The organism is Perlabentimonas gracilis (genome assembly GCF_011174675.1).
Lineage (GTDB): Bacteria > Bacteroidota > Bacteroidia > Bacteroidales > Tenuifilaceae > Perlabentimonas > Perlabentimonas gracilis.
This window is the reverse complement of sequence record NZ_JAANIG010000003.1, coordinates 1-19,029: the sequence shown is the minus strand read 5'-3', so window position 1 is coordinate 19,029 and position 19,029 is coordinate 1. Positions and strand designations below refer to the sequence as shown.

The window sequence follows — 19,029 nt, the reverse complement described above, 5'->3', positions numbered from 1 at the left end:
TGCCATAAAGATACTAGCTAATGGTGTTACAATTATTATCATGGGCTCAACAATTGCCCATACCTTGTGTTTACTACTCAATTAGCTACCTTTGCAAAAATTTAATCAACAATGAGTATTCTGCCTATATCCCAGTGGTTCTCCAAATCTACAGATGAGCCATTAATAATTGCTGGCCCATGTAGCGCTGAAAGCCCTGAGCAGGTTATGCAAACGGCGCGTCAGCTAGCTGCTTTGGGAAGGGTAGATGTGTATAGGGCTGGAGTGTGGAAACCACGCTCGCGTCCGGGAACCTTTCAGGGGGCTGGTGAGCCAGCGCTAGAATGGTTAGCCGATGCCAAGGCCGAAACCGGGATGATGCTCGCTGTTGAGGTGGCTACCCCACAGCATGTTGAGGCGGCTCTTAGGTGTGGTGTTGATGTTTTCTGGGTAGGAGCACGAACCTCATCAAACCCATTCTCCGTTGATGAGCTGGCCTCGGCTATGGCCGGTGTTAACATACCTGTGCTTGTGAAGAACCCTATTCACCCCGATTTGGAACTTTGGATTGGTGTAATTGAACGCTTTGCCAAGGTGGGCGTTACCAGGCTAGGTGGTATTCATCGAGGGTTCTCACCCTTTCAAAAATCGATGTACAGAAATGTTCCCAAGTGGGAGGTTTCCATCGATCTGAGATCTATTATGCCCGATTTACCCATTATTTGTGATCCTAGCCATATCTCGGGCAAGCCAGAGCTAATACCCGATGTGGCTCAGAAAGCCCTTGACCTGTCGATGGATGGGCTCATGATAGAGTCGCACGTAAACCCATCAAAAGCTCTTAGCGATGCCAAGCAGCAGGTTACTCCCGAGGTGTTGGGGCAAATGCTTTCTTCGTTATCGTATCGAAAAATTACTCCCTCAACCATTGAGTCAATCGATTTGCTTGAGTCGATGCGCGAGAAGATTGATTCCATCGATCTGCAGCTGCTGGATTTGCTGTCGCAACGGATGGAGGTTGTAAGGCATATCGGGGAGTATAAGCTGCAGAACAATGTGGCCATTATGCAGCTCCGACGCTGGGAAGAGATGATTAAAATGCGAATTGAGGTGGGAGAGAAGCTTGGGCTATCGTCCCAATACGTAAAAGACCTGCTTCGGTTGGTCCATAAGGAGTCAATCCGTAAGCAGGCCGATATTATATCTCCCGATGATGCAGCAGAGTAACTCTACGCTTCGGTAATTTTGTACTCGTAACCTTCCATTATTGGGTTCGTTAGCACTTTCGAGCAGGCTTCGTTTACCCGTTCCATAGCAGCCTCCTTGGTGGGGGCTTCAATCTCGAGGGTAATATGCTTACCAATGCGCACATTCGAAATCTCGGTGTAACCTGTGTTCTGCATAACCATTCCAACAGCCTTTCCTTGTGGATCAAGCAGCGCTTTAAGGGGCATCACGTTTATCTCTGCAATAAATTTCATACTGATTTGCTTTTTTGTTAGCGCAAAATTAAAAAAAAGGACGAAAAGTAAAGCACTTTAACTCGAGAAAGAATTTTACTTGAAGCGATTTGCTGGAAGAGCTATTAATCTACGTTTTTTTTGATTTGGTGTAAATCTAATCCTTAGGTTAAACTTTTCTTCATAAATTTAGTAATAATTTTTTCGATTTATGTGATGGTCAAAAATCAAAGCTATATGTCTCACACGGACAATATTCAGCTTGAACTCCGAAAGTTTGTGGCGCCAGAGTTTATCTTTGGCGCTGATGCACGCCTATTGGCCAGTAATTATTGCAAACAGCTTGGCTGTAAAAAGGTGCTTCTGGTAACCGATTTAGGTATAGCCGCTACACCATGGCTTGCCGAACTTCAAGAAGGTTTGCTGGAGAATGGGATTGAACACATCGTTTTCTCATCGGTTTCGCCCAATCCCAGAGATTTTGAGGTGATGGAAGGGGCCGATATTTACCGAGCATCAGGCTGCAATATGATTTTAGCTTTAGGGGGTGGAAGCGTAATGGACTGTGCAAAGGGCATTGGTATTGTTTCCACTAACCACAAATCAATAGAAAAGTTCGAAGGGGTTGATAAAATTGGCTACCCAATGCCCCCGCTAATATGTATTCCCACAACAGCTGGCACAGCTGCCGATCTATCACAGTTTGCCATAATTAACAGGTATGACCAAAAGTACAAGATGGCCATTATAAGTAAGGCAACAGTGCCTGATGTAGCGCTTGTCGATCCAGTCGTGCTTACCACCATGGATTCATTTTTAACCGCCTGCACTGGAATGGATGCCCTTGCCCATGCCTTTGAGGCATATGTTTCCAATGCCAGCTCAGCATTCACCGATATGTATGCCCTAGAGGCCATTGGCCTTATGAATGCGAATCTTTTGGCATCAATTCAAAACCCTACAGATATTCAGTTTAGGGGCAGGGTAATGCTGGCTAGTATGTATGCAGGGTTAGCATTCTCCAATGCAAGTTTGGGCTGCGTGCACTCCTTAGCCCATAGTTTAGGTGGATACCTCGATTTGCCTCACGGCGAGTGTAATGCCATTTTGCTGCCCCATGTGGTTGATTACAATTTTAATAAAGCCGAGTTAAAGTATTTAACCATTGCTCAGAAACTGGGTGTTGATATCATGGGTAAGGCCTTGCCAGAGGCAAAAAAACAAATTGTCGAATATATTATCAGTTTTAAAGAGAGCGTTGGCATCGATTCAACCTTGGGAACTAAAGGCGTGAAAAGCGATCTGATTAGCATCTTGTCCGATAAAGCTATAAATGACCCGTGTAACGCTACCAACCCAAGAGTTCCAACCAAAGCCGATTTGGCATCAATATATTCCGAAGCGATTTAGGATATGGAGAATAATTGGGAAGAGTACAGAAAAAAGATAATTGGTCTGGGCGACACCTCAATGAAGAAGAGCTATTACCCAGAATTGCAGGCAAAGATCAGTGCGCTTGAGGCTAATCAAAAAAATCTGAGTGCAATAATCGATAGCATTAGCGATAGTATTGTAATTCATACGGTAAAAGGAAGCTTGCTGTCGCTTAACAAGAAGGCCGAGGAGCTACTTGGAATCGATAATTCAAAGGCCGACGCTTACTCCCTCATCGATTTTTCGAGCCCAGAATTGAACCCCAAAGATATTATTGCAAAATGGAGCCAAGCAATTAAGGGCACTACTATGGTGTTTGAGTGGGAGGTATACCAACGGGGTACGGCTCAGGTTATTGATGTGCAAATATCTGTTAGCCCAATTATTTGGAACCAGAAAAAAGTATTAGTTGCTGTAATTCGAGATTTTACTGAGCGGAAGAAGTATGAGGACAACCTTTTGCTGGCTCGCAATGCAGCTAAAGCAAGTGAGGAGAAATTTCGAAACATTGTGGAACTTTCACCCGATGGAATATTTACCATTTCCCTTCATGGTATTATTATGTCGGTGAATAGGGCATTCATTGAACTAACAGGATACCCCAAAGAGGAGTTTGAGGGTAAGTACCTGCTATCAATTCCTACTATCTTAAAAGAGGATGAGGCAAACTACAAAAAGCTATTTGAAAGAGCAGTTAAGGGAGATCTTGATAAACCATTCGACTTGAAATGGTCTACTAAATCGGGAAAACTGAAATATGGCGAAGCAAGAGCAGCAACAGTAGCAAAAGGTAACGATAGGTTTCTTCAGGTGGTAATACGTGATGTTACAGAAAGCAGAAAAGCGCAGGACAAGTTGAGGGATAGCGAAGAACGGTACGACTTAGCGCTGCAGGCTGTTAACGATGGTATTTGGGATTGGAACCTTAAAACAGGCTATGTTTATTTTGATAAAAGATATTACACCATAGCAGGTTACTCACCCAACGATTTTCCCCATAACCTGAATGAGTGGAAAAAACGAGTTCATCCCGATGATTTGGATCGTAGTTTAGCAGAGCTTGAGTCTCGACTTCATAAAGATTCAGTGGGTTTCGACGTAGAATTTCGTTTCCTTAGGAAGGATAACACCTGGATGTGGATAAGGGGGAGGGGTAAGGTGGTTGAGTGGGACTCTGAAGGAAATGTTGTCCGAATTATTGGAACCCATTCCGATATCACAGATAGGAAATTGTTAGAGTTCGAAATACAAAGGCACCAGAAAGATTTAGAGTACCTTGTGAAGTCTCGTACCGAGGAGCTGGAGGCGGCCAACGAGGAGCTAACCTCTATTAACGAGGAGCTGTACTTCCAAAGAGCCGAGCTAGAGGATACCCTTGGAAAGCTCAAGAACGCGCAAAAACAACTTGTTTTAGCAGAGAAAATGGCTTCGTTGGGCGTGCTCACATCGGGCATTGCCCACGAAATAAACAATCCCATAAATTTTATTAGTAGTGGTGTGGTTGGCCTAGAGATGGAAGTGAACGATTTAACATCGGCCATTCGTGAGTACTCAAGAGCCTTTAGGGCGCTTTATCCCCAGGATGAAATTGGCTTACTTCATCAGATAGATGCCCAATACGATGTGAAAAGTAGTATGGAAACAATTCCTAAGCTTATTAAATCAATACGTACTGGGGTAGACCGAACAATGTCGATAGTGAAAGGCCTCCGTACCTTTGCACGGCTCGATGATGAGAATAAGTCAGTTGCAAGCCTAAATGAGTTGATAAACTCTGCCCTAACAATACTTTATAATAAGTATAAGCATAGCATTACAATTACCACAAGCCTTTGCGACGATGATGAGATATACTGTTTCCCAGGAAAGTTGGGGCAGGTATTTCTTAATGTTCTGGTTAACTCTATCCAGGCTATCGAAGGGCAAGGTACTGTTGAAATACAAACCACTTATCTTCAGGATGAGGATAAGTACGTAATTAGTATAAAAGATTCGGGAATAGGTATCCCCGCTGGCCTAGAACAACGAATATTCGACCCATTTTTTACGACCAAACCGGTTGGTGAGGGCACAGGCTTGGGCCTTTCCATTGTTCACGGCATTATCTCCGATCATAATGGGGAGATTAGGGTGAACTCCAGGGAGGGTAAAGGAACAGAATTTTCAATATATTTACCAAAAAAGTAGACTGTGAGAAAACTTTTATACGTTGATGATGAGCCTAATAACCTCTTTACTCTTGAGGTTGCCCTCAAAAAGTGGTATACTGTTTTAACTCTAGATGATCCAACGCAAGCCCTAAGAGTAATTGCAGAGGAGGAGGTTAAAGTCCTACTAACTGATCAGCGTATGCCCAACATCACGGGGTTGGACCTGGCCAAAATGGTACAGGAGGAGTTCCCTTCTGTAGTTATAATAATTCTTACTGCATACGATGATAACGAGGCTATGCTCAAAGCCCTAAATCAGGGTGGAATTTTTCGATATCTACTCAAGCCATGGAATATTCAGGATTTAAGACAAACCCTCGATAGTGCTTTTGATGCTCATGAGTTAAGGAAAAAGAATATCACCTTAATAAATGATTTGGTTGGACAGGTTAAGCGATTGCAATTAGCATACGATGAGATTAATACGCTTAAGGAGAAGCTGGAGGAGGAAAATATTCAGCTAAAGGACGAGTTCCTCGACCAGAGGTTGACCGCTGATATTGTGGGCAAAAGCAAAGTTCTCAAATCGGCCCTTCGGCAAGCCATCCATGCAGCTAAATCTAATGCCTCTATTATACTGCTTGGTGAGACAGGCACAGGAAAGGAACTCTTTGCCAAGGCGATTCATAGCCACAGTAATCGCAAGAATAGTCTGCTCGTGAAAATTAATTGTGCTGCCATTCCTGAGACCCTGATTGAGAGTGAACTGTTTGGGCATGAAAAGGGCGCTTTCACAGGAGCAGACAAATTGAAGTACGGAAAGTTTGAAATCGCCCACAGAGGGACCCTTTTCCTTGATGAGATTGGCGAGTTGCCCCTGGCTATGCAGCCAAAACTCCTAAGGGTGTTGCAGGAGGGAGAGTTTGAGCGTATAGGCGGTAATAGGGTTATTGAAACAGATTTTAGGCTGATTGCCGCCACAAATAGAAATCTGGAGCAAGAGGTTGAGAAGGGATCTTTCAGAAGCGATTTATTCTACCGCCTTAATATTCTCCCAATTACCGTTCCTCCTTTGCGCGACAGGAGGGAGGATATCCCCTTAATTGTTGAACACTTTATAGCATTGCTCAACAGGGAGATGGGGCGAAGCATTAATGCCATTCCACAAAAGGCTATGGAAAGCCTAATGGAGTATCACTGGCCTGGAAATATTAGAGAGCTAAGCAATGTGGTTGAGCGAGCCTACGTGCTTAGCACAGGTAGCAAGCTCGATATTGGCGGTTGGTTTAATCCATCCAAAGAAACTGCTCATCCAAACAAAAATATAATACCTCTTCAGGAGAATGAGCGAGAGCACATTTTAAAAGCACTTAAGCATACCAAGTGGAAAGTCAGAGGGAAAAACGGTGCAGCGGAGCTCTTGAAGATAAATCCTAATACCCTAGAATCTCGTATGAAAAAATTGGGCATTGAACGCCCCATTTAATCTCTGATATTTCGTATTTCGCCGATTATGCCTTTTTCCTATATTAATCATTGGGTCTTCGATATGCGGCTCATTACCTAATGTAAGGTCTTGCTGGCACTAAATATGGTGTTGTTTTTATGCGGTCAAGATTAACTAATTAGAAGAGAATGAAAGACGAATCATTAGTGGGGAGTATGGACAGTAAGTTTTTAAACTCCCTTACCTTTCAGCTGGCCGAACTAGAAGCCGGCCAGGATATTATTGTCCCATTGCTTCATAGTATTAGAACGCATACAAATGCAGTGTTAGGTTTTTTTAGCCTGTATAACGAAGCCCAAAAGACAATGATTGTAAAGGGTATAGAGGGTGACGGCAACATGCTTAATACTGTGATAAAGATTGTTGGATCGAAAGTGCTCGAAACGCCTAGCCCTTTAAGCGATGAAGCCTATGTTCAGATTGTTGAGGAGAGAATAGCTGTTTCTAAATCGTTGACACAGATCACTTTTGGTTCAATCCCGAAAGCTGTGGATGTGGCTTTGCAAAAAATTACAGGCATCAAATATTTTTATGGTGTAGCCCATATTTTGTCAGGCAAACTGTATGGTACTACGCTTTTGGCATTTAGGGAGAATCAGCCTCACCCAAGCATAGGCCTGCTTAATTCTTTCGCCTATCTCACCGCGCTTACACTTCGAAAAAATTTAGCAGAGAAAGCATTAATACAAAGCGAATCTAACCTTAGGCGCATTACCGATAATATTCGCGATGTGGTTTTTGTAACCGATCTTAATCTGAACACTACATTTGTTACTCCTTCTATAGAGAGGATGCATGGCGATACTGTTGAGCAGTACCTGAAACGCAACGTTGAGCAAAGGCATCCCCCCGAAACCATTGCGTATCTTAAAGCGGTTCTAAATGAAGAGTTTGAAAACGAAAAATGCTCATCGTTTGAAAGGGATAGGTCGAGAGTAGTGGAGGCACAGCTAATTAAGGCCGATGGTACTATTATCGAAACTTCAATGCACATCTCCTTTGTTCGCGATGAAAAGGGTAAGCCAGTAGGCATTCAGGGTGTAACCCGTGATATTACTGAGCTAAAAGAAACTGAACAAATGCTCAGGCAGCTCAATGCCGACAAGGATCGATTCCTGCAAATCCTTGCCCATGACCTGAAGAACCCGATTGCCAATTTGGTATCCACATCCGATGTGCTTAAAAGATATCATCTGGATTTCAAAAGAGAGGAGGTTGAGAAATTGCTAAATCTTTTTAATGATATATCCAACTCTACGTTCAACCTCCTACAAAATCTTTTGCTTTGGTCGAAAGCTCAATCGGGCAAGATGCAACCTGAAATTCAAAATATTGACTTTTATGAGATATGCAAAGGAGTTGCATTGGAGTTTGCCCCGATATTGAACCAGAAAAAAATATCTATCGAATATCCTCAGCAACCAGTAATATTAGCTGCCGATAAAAATATGATGACAGCCGTTATGCGTAATTTGGTTTCCAATGCTATAAAATTCACAAATTTTGGTGGATCTGTTACCATCCTTTTGAACGTTGATTCTGGGTCGACAACTATCTGTGTTCGCGATACTGGGGTTGGTATTAGCTCTGAGAATATAAGTAAGCTCTGGGGCTTTACAACACCCTACACAACATCCGGCACTAATAATGAGCAAGGAAATGGTCTCGGGTTGTTGATATGCAAAGAGTTTGTCGAAATACATGGAGGGAAGATTTGGGTAGATAGTAAAGTGGGTCAGGGAAGTCAGTTTTGGTTTAGTTTGCCTCGACAGAATGGTTAGGTTTGTAGAATTATCCAGCCATACTAGCGCACGATATTTCAGTAATGCACGAAATATCGTGCATTTTTTATACGGTGTAAGTGTAGGCTAAATATTTTAAGTGTATGATAGGGAGGTTGTTGTAAGTTGTGGTATGTAATGTGGTAACCTTTGTAGCAAATGCTAATGTTTACATCGCAAGGTAACCTAAATTGGGAAACAACAACTAAATGGAGGATAAAACTATGAAATTAAACGATCTTAAAATTGGAACACGCCTAAACCTTATCATGGGGGGCTTTCTGGTTGTGGCATTTGCCGTTTTTGGCATATACGTAAACACAACGCTACAAAATCAGATTATAACCAGTACCGATGAGAGAATGGTTGAGCAGGTAAACGACCTTGTAGAGGTGATATCTGTAGAACTTCAAGGGAATAGAGAAAAGGTAAATATCTCGCTACATCTTGCTAGCAACTACCTGTCTCGTCAAGGCGAAATTATTGAAACATCCGATGAGTTAATCACCTACAACGCGAGAAATCAATTTACAGGTGCGTCATCAAACATCAATGTCAATAAGTGGTATTTAAATGGTCAGCAGCTGCAAAATAGTACCGAGATTGTCGATGCCATAAGCAATATGGGCGTTGCAACAGCAACGATTTTTCAAAAAGTTCCACAGGGATATCTCAGGATAGCTACAAACGTTAGAGCCAACGATGGAAGCCGTGCCCTTGGAACATTTATACCATTTGACAATCCAGTTGCTCAGGCCATTGAGCGAGGACAAACGTTTACTGGGCGTGCCTGGGTGGTTAACGATTGGTACCTTACAGCATACGAGCCCATTCGGGTTAATGGTGAGATTAAGGGTATGGTTTACGTTGGCATGCCCGAAAAGAATTTAACCCAAATATCCACACTGTTTAACAAGAAAAAATTCTTCGATACAGGTTACCCATACATTGTAGGAGCCGATGGTACACTTGTAGTACACCCCACCGATGTGGGAACTAACATTAGTAACGAAGGTTTCTTTAAGTTTATGCTAAATCACAAAACGGGTCAGGTTGTCCGCGATGAGTATATGTGGCAGGGGCAAAGGAAAGTGCAATACGTGAAGTACTTTGAGCCGATTGACGCTTTCGTTACCGTTGGGTTTTACGAGAGTGAGATGAACAAGATATTAAACAGAACGCGGATTGCCATACTTTTAGTAACACTAATATCCGTTGGTCTGGTGATTCTAGTTCTTCGAACCATTGTGCAATCGGTAGTGGTGGCCCTACGCAAAGGGGTTGAGTTTGCCAAAAAAGTTGCCGATGGCGATCTGAGCGTAACGGTTGACGTGTACCAAAAGGATGAGGTAGGAGAACTGGCCGATGCCTTAAGAAATATGGTTGAGAAGCTTAAGGATATTGTGGAGAACATCCAGTCGGGAGCCGATAGTATTTCTGGAGCAGGATTTGAAGTTAGCTCAGCCTCGCAGCAGCTGTCCCAAGGAGCCAGTGAGCAAGCCTCGGCTGCCGAGGAGGTTAGCTCATCGATGGAGCAGATGGCGGCCAATATTCAGCAGAATACCGATAATGCACAGCAAACCGAGAAAATTACGCTCAACGTTTCTCAGGGTGTTGAGAAGGTAGGAAACGCTTCAAAAGAGAGCCTAGAGTCTATTCGAAATATTGCTGATAAAATTGGGATTATCAATGATATTGCTTTCCAAACCAATATTCTGGCGCTTAATGCCGCCGTTGAGGCTGCTCGTGCAGGTGAGCATGGCAAAGGGTTTGCTGTGGTAGCCGCCGAGGTGCGTAAGCTGGCCGAGCGTAGTAAAATTGCAGCCGATGAAATTGTAGCCCTAGCCTCAAAAAGTGTAAATGTAACCGAAGACGCATCGGAACTAATGGGTAGCCTAATTCCCGAGATTGAGAAAACCGCTAAGCTGGTCCAAGAGATTGCTGCGGCTAGCATAGAGCAAAACTCCGGATCGGATCAGATTAATAATGCCATTCAGCAGCTTAACACCGTAACCCAGCAGAATGCCGCTTCGAGTGAAGAGCTTGCCACTAGTTCCGAGGAGCTTAGTAGCCAGGCCGAACAGCTTAAAGAGCTTATAAGCTTCTTTCGAATTGATAATGGGAGAAAAGCCAAAAGCCCAACTGCACCTAAGGTTTATAGTCAGCCTATGGCGAAGAATACCTCAAAACCCGATACTTCTGGCAAAAAGGGCGTAACCCTCAAGGGATTCGATACTCAAAAGCGCGATAGCGACTACGAAAACTTTTAGCTAATTTGCTAGTAACCACTAAGCCCGCTCTTTTATGGCGACATATCGAGCGGGCTTTTTTGAAACTGTTTAAATTTTATTCTAGTAAAGCACTCTATAAGTTGCCACGGGCTTCAGCCCGTGGGTTAAAACAAAGGAAAGAGTGCTGGGCTTTAGCCCAAATTAGGAACTATTTCATTTGGCTGAAGCCAAAGTTAACACCTTAATTCTTATCCACGGGCTGAAGCCCGTGGCAATTGATAACAAATATGTTGATTAAAACTTAAACAGTTTCTTAGTTAACCATTAAGTTTTGCACACAGTGATTTAAACCATTAGCCATAGGCTTAATTCTATAGAATGCTATGAAGTTCAATTCAAAAATACTATATGTTGATGATGACAAGGAGAATCTAACGGGTTTTGAGATTAGCCTTTCCCGATCGTTTGGCATTGAAACTGCAGAAAACTCTCAAGTCGCCTATTCAATCCTTCAATCATCTGATGATATTGGTGTGGTTCTGGTGGATTATAAAATGCCCAAGGAAGATGGTATCTCATTTGTCGATAGGATAAAGGATGAGTTCCCCGACCTAATATTCATTATAACTTCGGCCTGGGCCGATATGGACGTTGTGATTAAGGCTATGAATATGAATTGCTTTTACGGGTTTATTCAAAAGCCATGGAACTATGATGAGTTAACTATTACACTTAAGAATGCACTCGAACATTTTGAAGTTAAGCGCGACAACAAAAGGTTAAATGCAGAGCTGCTCCAACAAAACGAGGCCTTGGAGGTTGCTATTAGAAGAGAGAAGGAGGCCAATAGGGTAAAGAATGTGTTTCTTCAAAATATCTCACATGAAATACGTACACCCCTAAACAGTATTATTGGCTTTTCAAACCTTATTAAGCAGAACTTACCGTCCGACACCAAGGTTGCTGCATACTCCGATTTGGTGATACAAGGTGGTTATGAGTTGCTAAGAACAATTCATAATATTTTAGAAAGTGCTTTAATCTTCAGCAATCAGGTGGTTGTGAGTAGTACCCCGTTTGATATTAAAGCGATGGTTAATAGACTGGTAGGCGAAGCGGTAGATAGGGTTGCGAAGAAGAACTTGACCCTGCAATGTAAAGGTATTGATGAGGTCGTTATTGTAAATGATGAGTTAAAGGTTCAGTATATCCTTAGGGTTCTCTTAGACAATGCCATCAAGTTTACTTCCAAGGGGTCCATATCCATATCGGTACTTGATGGCTCCGAAATATCGGATGACGAGGTGGTTCTGGTTAGAGTATCCGACACTGGTATGGGTATTGACAAGAAGGACATCGATATGATCTTTCAACCTTTTAAGCAGGTAGATGATTCGAGCACACGACAGTTCGGTGGAAGTGGCATTGGACTTTTCATCGCCAAGTCATACGCGGAGTTGTTGGGAGGAAGGATTAGTGTTGAGTCGGAGCCCAACCGAGGTTCGGTTTTTTCTTTAATCCTTAAAAAGAGCCTAGCCTGTTAGTAGCCCATACAGCTACGCCCCAAAGGTTTCAAGATAATCTAATCCAGAGAACGGATTTGAAAGCGATGATTTGTGACTAAGTTCTAACCCAGAATTAATTCGAATCTGCATTGGTGTTTGTCGAAAACTGCTATAAGAGTTAAGCCTGCCCATTTCGATTCAATGCCTAAGCTCAATCACAAAGCGGGATGCGTGGTGCCGTACGGGGCTTGTTTGCTAATCAATTATAATTAGTCGTTGAGGGTTGAGCTAGTTGGTTTTTATATCATACTTCTTCATTTTTGAGTACAACGTTGTTCGGCTTATACCAAGCTTTCGGCTGATTTTGGAAATATTGCCCTCAAAGTTTTTAAAGTACTCCTCTATGGTCTGCCTTTCCAACTCCTCTAGAGTGAATCCCGGGTCTACGCCTATGCCATCGCTATGCTTTTCAAGCCCATTGCCGTTGCTCATTGTAGAAGCCTTAAAGTCAATGTCCGCTGAATTGGGTGGATTCACAATGCTGTAGCTACTGGTGCCATTAAAATTGACAATGTTTTCAACATAATTCTCAAGCTCTCTAACATTACCGGGCCATTCGTAACTTTCAATTTGCCCAATAAGCTGCTGTGAAATTGGCGGGAAGGGTTTGCTGAGCTTTTGCGCCTTAACCTTTAGGAAGTATTCGAAGAGCGCTTTTTTGTCATCCCCCCGCTTTCTTAGGGGTGGTATAAACAAGGGGATAACGCTGAGCCTATAAAACAGATCCTCGCGAAAGGTTCCTTTCTTCACCTCCTCAATCAAATTCTTTTTAGTGGCTGCAATAACCCTCACGTTTACTGGAATGTTTTTTGATCCTCCTATGCGGGTTACGTACCCCTCCTGCAGAACCCTAAGCAAATTCACCTGCATATCCAGAGGCATCTCCCCAATCTCATCGAGAAAAATTGTGCCCCCGTTTGCCAGTTCAAATTTGCCTGCGTGTCCTCCTTTTTTTGATCCCGTGAAAGCACCCTCTTCATGCCCAAACAGTTCACTCTCAATCAGGTTTTTTGGAAGAGCGCCGCAGTTCACGGCAATAAATGCATTGTTTTTTCTTGGGCTGGCATTATGTATGCTCTGAGCAATTAATTCCTTACCCGTGCCGCTCTCCCCCATTAACAGCACGGTTGAGGTCGATCCAGATATTTGTGTGGCATGTTCAATTACCTGCCGGAACTCTGGGCTTTTGCCAATAATATCCTCAAAGGTGTAGTGAGCTCGCATACCGGAGTACTTGTTTACCAGATTAAATATTTTTTGTAATACCTTAATCACCACAACCATTCCTATAATCTTTTTGTTGGGGTCGAATATTGGGTATGCACTAAGGTCGTATCTTTCCCTAATGCCATTCACCGAGAATTCGGTCTCAACATCAACATACGATTCTCCGCGTTTAAACCGCTCTACAATACGTTTCCAGTGTGGCAGTATTTTTCCCACCGAGGTCTCAATAAATACCTCTTTTTTTAGTTTGAGCATTGAAGCCGCCAGGTTGTTTATGGTTTTAATCTTCCCGTTAATGTCTAGCGCTATTATGCCAGCAGAAACCGATTCAATGATAGATTCAAGGTAGGAAAAAGTCTCGTTGAGTTTTTCGAGGGTATTGTCGGCTATTATCTGATTTTTTATGGCCCGCACTGCTGCCACAACTAGACCAAGGGTGTGGGGATGCACCAGATGGCTTTCGCCAGTAAGATTTAAACTGCCAATTATTTCCCCATTACAGTTGTGTATGGGGGCGGCAGAGCATGTCCAGCGATGGTAGGCCGATATGAAATGCTCCGATGCGGTTACCTGAATGGGTTGATTCTCACTTATGGCTGTTCCCATAGCATTGGTGCCAATGCTTTTTTCATTCATGTAGGCTCCAACAACCATATTTAGCTTTTCCGATTCTTCGATAATCTCAGAATCGCCTACCGAACGGAGAATGCAGCCCTCATTATCGGTTAGCAGGATAAAAAAACCAGAGTTGGTCACCGCATCATATAGAATGTCAATGAAAGGGGATGCTACTCTTAGCAAATAGTCGTTTTGAGCCAGATGATCCGAAACCTCGTCCCCCTTGAGAATAATACTCGGGAAAACCTGCTCCTTATTTACCCCGTATTCCTCGCACCGCTGATGCGATTTCTTAATAATCTCTCGCTGTTTAATTTCTTTGCTAGCCATATTTCTCGCGTAATGAATTTAGAGTGATTCTAAATACGAATAATCTCTGCTGACCACTCGTTATGCTTGCTTTTGCTGTTCGCGTATCTTGCACTGTAAATATACTGAACACAAATATAAGTATAAACTGTAAGGAATCATAACACTTGCTGCTCTTTGGATTATAAATATCATTTGGTATTTCTTCTATGGTGCTAAAGATCTGTACCATATCTAATTTGGCTTAGGTGTTGCTAAACTGATATCACTGAAAACGCTATTTACTAACCAAAATGTATAGATTATGTACGGATACAGAGGAAAAATTTTAAGGGTTAACCTATCCGATTTAACTTTCAGGTTCGAAGATCTAAACCTGAATGAAGCGGTTAAATTCATCGGGGGACGTGGGCTTGGGTCGAAAATATTTTTCGATGAAGTGGATCCAAACATCGATGCCTTTGACCCAAACAACAAGGTGATTATTGCCGCGGGGCCTATGACAGGAACTCCAACACCTGCTGGAGGCAGGTATATGGTTGTTACCAAGTCGCCTCTAACGGGTACCATTGCAAGCTCAAACTCGGGAGGTTTTTGGGGTGCCGAAATGAAATTTGCTGGTTACGATGCCATTGTTTTGGAGGGGAAAGCAGCAAAACCAACCAGTATTTATATTGTTGATGACAAGGTTGAGTTTCGTGATGCCTCAAATCTTTGGGGGAAAACAACCATTGAAACTACCAACGAGGTGATGAAAAATGCACCCGACAAAGCCAAAGTGCTTTGCATTGGCCCTGCTGGTGAAAATCTTTCCAAAATGGCTGCTGTAATGAACGACTTAAATAGAGCCGCCGGCCGATCAGGAGTTGGTGCTGTAGTGGGCAGTAAGAACCTTAAGGCAATTGTTATCAAGGGAACCTCAAAGCCTGAGGTGGCTGATCCTGAGGCATTGAAAGAAGTTGTGAAGAAATCAAGGGTTCAAATCAAAGAAAATGGGGTGACTGGTGCTGGACTCCCAACCTATGGAACCAACGTTCTGGTGAATATCATAAATGAAGCTGGCGTATTCCCAACCAATAACTTTCAGGAATCTTACTTTGATAAGGCCGAAGAGGTGAGTGGCGAAACCCTTGCTGAGAAATTCCTCATTAAGCGCGAATCCTGCTTTGCATGCCCCATTGCCTGTGGAAGATATTCCAAAGCCGATGAGATAGAAACGGGTGGGCCCGAGTATGAAACCGTTTGGGCATTCAGCGCTGCTTGTGGTGTTTCTGACATGAAGGCCGCCATAAAGGCCAATTTTTGGTGTAACGAAATGGGGCTTGACACAATTTCTGCTGGGGTAACCATTGCAACTGCAATGGAGTTGTACCAAATAGGACTTATCAAGGATGATGAACTAAATGGTGTTGGCCTTAAGTTTGGCGATGCCGATGGAATGGTGGAGTGGGTGAAGAAAATGGGTCGTAACGACGGCAAACTCGCCACTTTAATGGCGCAAGGCTCATACCGCTTAGCCGATGCCTATGGTCGTCCTGAGCTCTCCATGAGCGTTAAGAAGCAGGAACTTCCCGCTTACGACCCGCGTGGAATACAAGGACAAGGTTTGCAGTACGCTACATCTAATCGTGGCGGATGCCATGTTAGGGGTTACCTTATCTCCCCTGAGATACTTGGCTTGCCAGAAAAGCTTGATAGAACGGAGCTGAAGGGTAAGCCCGAGTGGGTGAAGATTTTCCAAGACCTCACAGCATTTATCGATTCCTGTGGTTTGTGTCTTTTCACCTCATTTGCCCTTACAGCCGACGATTATGCCGATATGTTTTCGGCGGTTACTGGCAAGAAGCACTCAGCAGCCGATATTCTGGAGGCAGGTGATAGGATATGGAACTTAGAAAGGGTGTGGAACTTGAAAGCAGGTATCGACCCCTCAGAGGATAAACTACCAAAACGATTGATTGAGGATGCTATACCTAGTGGCCCATCAAAGGGAATGAAAAGCGGGTTAGCCGAACTCCTTCCGCTATACTATCAGGTTAGGGGATGGGACGAGAAAGGTATTCCCACAAAAGATAAACTCGATTCGCTGGGAGTTCCCTCCTAGGTCAATTTGACTTATATTACCTGAAACCCCCATAAAAAGTATGGGGGTTTCAAACATTATAGTTGTATGGTATGTCCACTCAGAAAAGTATATCTAGAGCTAACCGATGCTTGTAATTTAGATTGCAGGATATGTTTTCGCCATCAGTGGGTTAATGAACCTATGGATATGACCCAGTGCCTTGGGGAAAACGTTGTAAAGCAACTTAAAAGCATAAGCAGTCTTGAAACCATTGTGCTGGGCGGAATGGGGGAACCTCTAGTCTCTCCGTTGTTCCCGCAAATGGTGAAAAGCCTTGCAGGAAAAGAAATTTTGCTAACCACAAATGGCACTCTTATCAAGGAGAAGTTAACTAAAGATATGGTTGCAGCCATTGACCTAATTGTTATATCCATTGATGGGATGGAGAATAGAATGATGCAGGATCGGGGCGTGGTGTTTAATGAGCTGATATCCTCAGTAGATTACCTGAATCAATTAAAGTTGGAGAACAAATTAGGTAACCCAAGGCTAGATATTCAGTTTGTGGCCTCCAGAGAGAATGTTCACGAGATATTTCCGCTGATGGATTTGCTAGCCGAAAAGCAGATTCGCAATTTGGTGATATCGCACTTTTTGCCACAGCATCCCGATCAGGCAGATGATATCCTTTACCAGCGGTATGAAAACAAACCGCTTAAGGAACTTTTTCATAAAATCCGTAACCATTCGTTTAAACGGGGCTTGCGTGTGCAGTTTCCCGAAGCGGAGCTAAAAACAGAGAGGCGCTGCGCCTTTGTTTCTGGTAATGCCACCTATATCACTTCCAGGGGAGAGGTGGCACCCTGCTATCGTTTCAGCCATCAGGGTAGCGAGGTGGTATTTGGGAGGTTTAAAACTCTAAAACAGTTCAGCTTCGGAAATTTAGCAGACAAACCTCTCATGGAGATATGGAGTAGCGAGGCTTATCTCCGATTTCGTAACAGAATATATAATAACCACTACCCATCTTGTCCCGACTGCGATTTGGTAGAGGGGTGTAGCCTTATCCAAGATGTGGACTTTGACTGTAATGGCGAGGAACCCAATTGCTCCGATTGCCTGTGGGCGAGAAAATTTGTAATTTGCACATAAACATCAGCACAAAGCTACCTTGCATCAACATAGAAAAAGTATTAATATGCAAATTAAAGTAAAACTATTTGCCACCCTGCGAGAAGGGCGTGAGCGTGAGCAGATAATGGATGTTGCCAGCGATATTACTCCTTCCGATATTATTAAAAAGCTTAACATACCTCTTGAGGATGTAGCTATTCTGTTTGTTAATGGGCGGAATGGATTGATGGATCAGCATTTGAATGATGGCGACACGCTGAGCATATTCCCTCCTGTGGGCGGAGGGTGATGTGCGTTTAAGTTAATTGAGTTGATTAAGCTGAATTGTTAGCTATTTGGTGTTGGTTAAAATCCGAAAACCTGTGTTGAGCCGGTCAAGGCATTTGTGTGTTCCGTGTTCTGTTTTCCAACTTCTGGCTTCGCCCTTCTATCTAACATTCAACATCAATAATCAAGCAATACTAACATGAAGAACAGATACATAAAGAATGAAAATATGCTCACCCGCGAGCAGAACCTGTCTTTGCGAAACAAGAGGGTTCTTGTGGTGGGGTGTGGCGGTTTGGGGGGCCACATTGTAGACCAGCTTGCTCGGCTCGGGATTGGACATATCACTGCGGTTGATGGCGATGTTTTTGACGAAACCAATCTAAACCGACAGCTGCTTTCGAATGTGGATAATGTAGGGAAATCCAAAGCACTTGCCGCCAAAGAACACGTTGTAAGGGTAAACCCTGATATTTACCTTGAGCCCCTCAGTGTGTATGTACATGAAGCTAACGCCGAGGAGATAACAAAAGGGTATGATGTTATTTGCGATGCCCTGGATAATGTCTCATCTCGTTTTATACTTCAGAAATTCGCTGAGAGGAATGGAGTCCCCATGGTGTACGGCGCCATTGCAGGCTGGTATGGGCAGGTAGCAACCATATTCCCGGGCGACAAGCTTCTGGAAAGGTTGTACCGCCGAGATCAAGATAAGGGGGTTGAGCAGAATGTTGGTAATCCCTCATTTACACCCGCCCTTGTTGCCTCAATTCAGGTAGCTGAGGTGCTAAAAATCCTCACAGGTAAGGGCACATTGCTTCGCAATCGATTACTCGTGGTCAATACCTTTGAGCAAGAGTTTGAGGTTTTGGATTTTATCTAAGCCTCCAATCGTGTTCAAGCATAGATGCCTTAAACATTTCAAATCAAAATGTAAAATAGGGTCTGCTGAAAAACTCGAATTTAGAATATGATTCGTTTTTCCGAGGTCTATTCGTTTTCCCTCTGGCATTGGCTGGTGAGCCGAAAAACAAGTGCAGCAGGCGGTAAAAAAATCTGCTGTTTGAGCACCGACGTAGGAGGTGCGAGTTCAGATTTTTTCCGCCTGCAAGCGTAGTTTTTCGTGCGAGGCAGGCGTAGCCTTGATTTTTTTTGCTTACTTTTTTGCATCAAGGCAAAAAAGTAAGTGGGGTATGGGGCAACGCCCAGTCATGTTCGGAAAACTAACATCTATCTGTGATTTGGGCTAATTTTAGGTTTGTTTTTTTGTTATTTATTAAGGTGTTATTTTTGGATTTTAAG

The 19,029-nt window shown here is 43.3% G+C and carries 13 protein-coding genes; 11 read left to right on the top strand and 2 right to left on the bottom strand.

Going from position 1 to position 19,029, the window contains the following annotated elements; genetic code table 11:
• Positions 1-111: 111 nt before the first annotated feature.
• The gene (locus tag G8O23_RS02155) at positions 112-1,206 is read left to right on the top strand and encodes a bifunctional 3-deoxy-7-phosphoheptulonate synthase/chorismate mutase type II (RefSeq protein WP_166361292.1); all 1,095 of its coding nucleotides are present in this window, start codon (positions 112-114) and stop codon (positions 1,204-1,206) included.
• 2 nt (positions 1,207-1,208) lie between these two features.
• Here the strand turns inward: G8O23_RS02155 and purS are convergent, their stop codons facing one another.
• Positions 1,209-1,460, bottom strand: coding sequence for a phosphoribosylformylglycinamidine synthase subunit PurS (gene purS, locus G8O23_RS02150; RefSeq protein ID WP_166361290.1), 252 nt, complete (start codon positions 1,458-1,460; stop codon positions 1,209-1,211).
• A 216-nt stretch (positions 1,461-1,676) separates the two neighbouring features.
• Between purS and ercA the strand changes: the two genes are divergently transcribed.
• The 6 genes from ercA to G8O23_RS02120 all read left to right on the top strand — a co-directional run bounded on the left by ercA (position 1,677) and on the right by G8O23_RS02120 (position 12,086).
• Positions 1,677-2,849, top strand: coding sequence for an alcohol dehydrogenase-like regulatory protein ErcA (ercA, locus tag G8O23_RS02145; protein ID WP_166361288.1), 1,173 nt, complete (start codon positions 1,677-1,679; stop codon positions 2,847-2,849).
• 3 nt (positions 2,850-2,852) lie between these two features.
• Complete coding sequence (locus G8O23_RS02140; protein WP_166361286.1) at positions 2,853-5,060, top strand: PAS domain S-box protein; 2,208 nt, start codon at positions 2,853-2,855, stop codon at positions 5,058-5,060.
• Between the two features lie 3 nt (positions 5,061-5,063).
• A complete protein-coding gene (locus G8O23_RS17515; RefSeq protein WP_166361284.1) occupies positions 5,064-6,509 on the top strand; it encodes a sigma-54-dependent transcriptional regulator in 1,446 nt (481 codons plus the stop codon).
• A 149-nt stretch (positions 6,510-6,658) separates the two neighbouring features.
• Positions 6,659-8,311 carry a PAS domain-containing sensor histidine kinase gene (locus tag G8O23_RS02130; protein ID WP_166361282.1) on the top strand — a complete coding sequence of 551 codons (1,653 nt, stop codon included), beginning with the start codon at positions 6,659-6,661 and terminating at the stop codon, positions 8,309-8,311.
• A 224-nt stretch (positions 8,312-8,535) separates the two neighbouring features.
• Complete coding sequence (locus G8O23_RS17265) at positions 8,536-10,581, top strand: methyl-accepting chemotaxis protein (RefSeq protein WP_219932372.1); 2,046 nt, start codon at positions 8,536-8,538, stop codon at positions 10,579-10,581.
• A 344-nt stretch (positions 10,582-10,925) separates the two neighbouring features.
• Positions 10,926-12,086, top strand: coding sequence for a hybrid sensor histidine kinase/response regulator (locus tag G8O23_RS02120; RefSeq protein WP_166361280.1), 1,161 nt, complete (start codon positions 10,926-10,928; stop codon positions 12,084-12,086).
• A gap of 249 nt (positions 12,087-12,335) precedes the next feature.
• On the opposite strand, the gene G8O23_RS02115 is transcribed toward G8O23_RS02120, so the two are convergent.
• The gene (locus tag G8O23_RS02115) at positions 12,336-14,282 is read right to left on the bottom strand and encodes a sigma-54-dependent Fis family transcriptional regulator (protein ID WP_166361278.1); all 1,947 of its coding nucleotides are present in this window, start codon (positions 14,280-14,282) and stop codon (positions 12,336-12,338) included.
• A gap of 283 nt (positions 14,283-14,565) precedes the next feature.
• Here G8O23_RS02115 and G8O23_RS02110 point away from each other — a divergent pair, with 283 nt between their 5' ends.
• The 4 genes from G8O23_RS02110 to G8O23_RS02095 all read left to right on the top strand — a co-directional run bounded on the left by G8O23_RS02110 (position 14,566) and on the right by G8O23_RS02095 (position 18,610).
• On the top strand, positions 14,566-16,365 hold the full coding sequence (locus tag G8O23_RS02110) for an aldehyde ferredoxin oxidoreductase family protein (RefSeq protein WP_166361276.1): 1,800 nt from the start codon (positions 14,566-14,568) through the stop codon (positions 16,363-16,365).
• 66 nt (positions 16,366-16,431) lie between these two features.
• Positions 16,432-17,478 (top strand): SPASM domain-containing protein, encoded by a 1,047-nt coding sequence (locus G8O23_RS02105; RefSeq protein WP_166361274.1) that lies wholly within the window; start codon positions 16,432-16,434, stop codon positions 17,476-17,478.
• Between the two features lie 46 nt (positions 17,479-17,524).
• Positions 17,525-17,749 (top strand): MoaD/ThiS family protein, encoded by a 225-nt coding sequence (locus G8O23_RS02100; protein WP_166361272.1) that lies wholly within the window; start codon positions 17,525-17,527, stop codon positions 17,747-17,749.
• A 177-nt stretch (positions 17,750-17,926) separates the two neighbouring features.
• The gene (locus G8O23_RS02095; RefSeq protein WP_166361270.1) at positions 17,927-18,610 is read left to right on the top strand and encodes a HesA/MoeB/ThiF family protein; all 684 of its coding nucleotides are present in this window, start codon (positions 17,927-17,929) and stop codon (positions 18,608-18,610) included.
• Positions 18,611-19,029 lie beyond the last annotated feature (419 nt).

What these genes read in the sequence shown, in the direction of transcription:
- purS (WP_166361290.1), bottom strand. Translation starts at nt 1,460, where the DNA reads ATGAAATTTATTGCAGAGATAAACGTGATGCCCCTTAAAGCGCTGCTT.
- G8O23_RS02100 (WP_166361272.1), top strand. Translation starts at nt 17,525, where the DNA reads ATGCAAATTAAAGTAAAACTATTTGCCACCCTGCGAGAAGGGCGTGAG.
- G8O23_RS02115 (WP_166361278.1), bottom strand. Translation starts at nt 14,282, where the DNA reads ATGGCTAGCAAAGAAATTAAACAGCGAGAGATTATTAAGAAATCGCAT.
- G8O23_RS02105 (WP_166361274.1), top strand. Translation starts at nt 16,432, where the DNA reads ATGGTATGTCCACTCAGAAAAGTATATCTAGAGCTAACCGATGCTTGT.
- G8O23_RS02095 (WP_166361270.1), top strand. Translation starts at nt 17,927, where the DNA reads ATGAAGAACAGATACATAAAGAATGAAAATATGCTCACCCGCGAGCAG.
- G8O23_RS02110 (WP_166361276.1), top strand. Translation starts at nt 14,566, where the DNA reads ATGTACGGATACAGAGGAAAAATTTTAAGGGTTAACCTATCCGATTTA.
- ercA (WP_166361288.1), top strand. Translation starts at nt 1,677, where the DNA reads ATGTCTCACACGGACAATATTCAGCTTGAACTCCGAAAGTTTGTGGCG.
- G8O23_RS02155 (WP_166361292.1), top strand. Translation starts at nt 112, where the DNA reads ATGAGTATTCTGCCTATATCCCAGTGGTTCTCCAAATCTACAGATGAG.
- G8O23_RS02140 (WP_166361286.1), top strand. Translation starts at nt 2,853, where the DNA reads ATGGAGAATAATTGGGAAGAGTACAGAAAAAAGATAATTGGTCTGGGC.
- G8O23_RS17265 (WP_219932372.1), top strand. Translation starts at nt 8,536, where the DNA reads ATGAAATTAAACGATCTTAAAATTGGAACACGCCTAAACCTTATCATG.
- G8O23_RS02120 (WP_166361280.1), top strand. Translation starts at nt 10,926, where the DNA reads ATGAAGTTCAATTCAAAAATACTATATGTTGATGATGACAAGGAGAAT.
- G8O23_RS02130 (WP_166361282.1), top strand. Translation starts at nt 6,659, where the DNA reads ATGAAAGACGAATCATTAGTGGGGAGTATGGACAGTAAGTTTTTAAAC.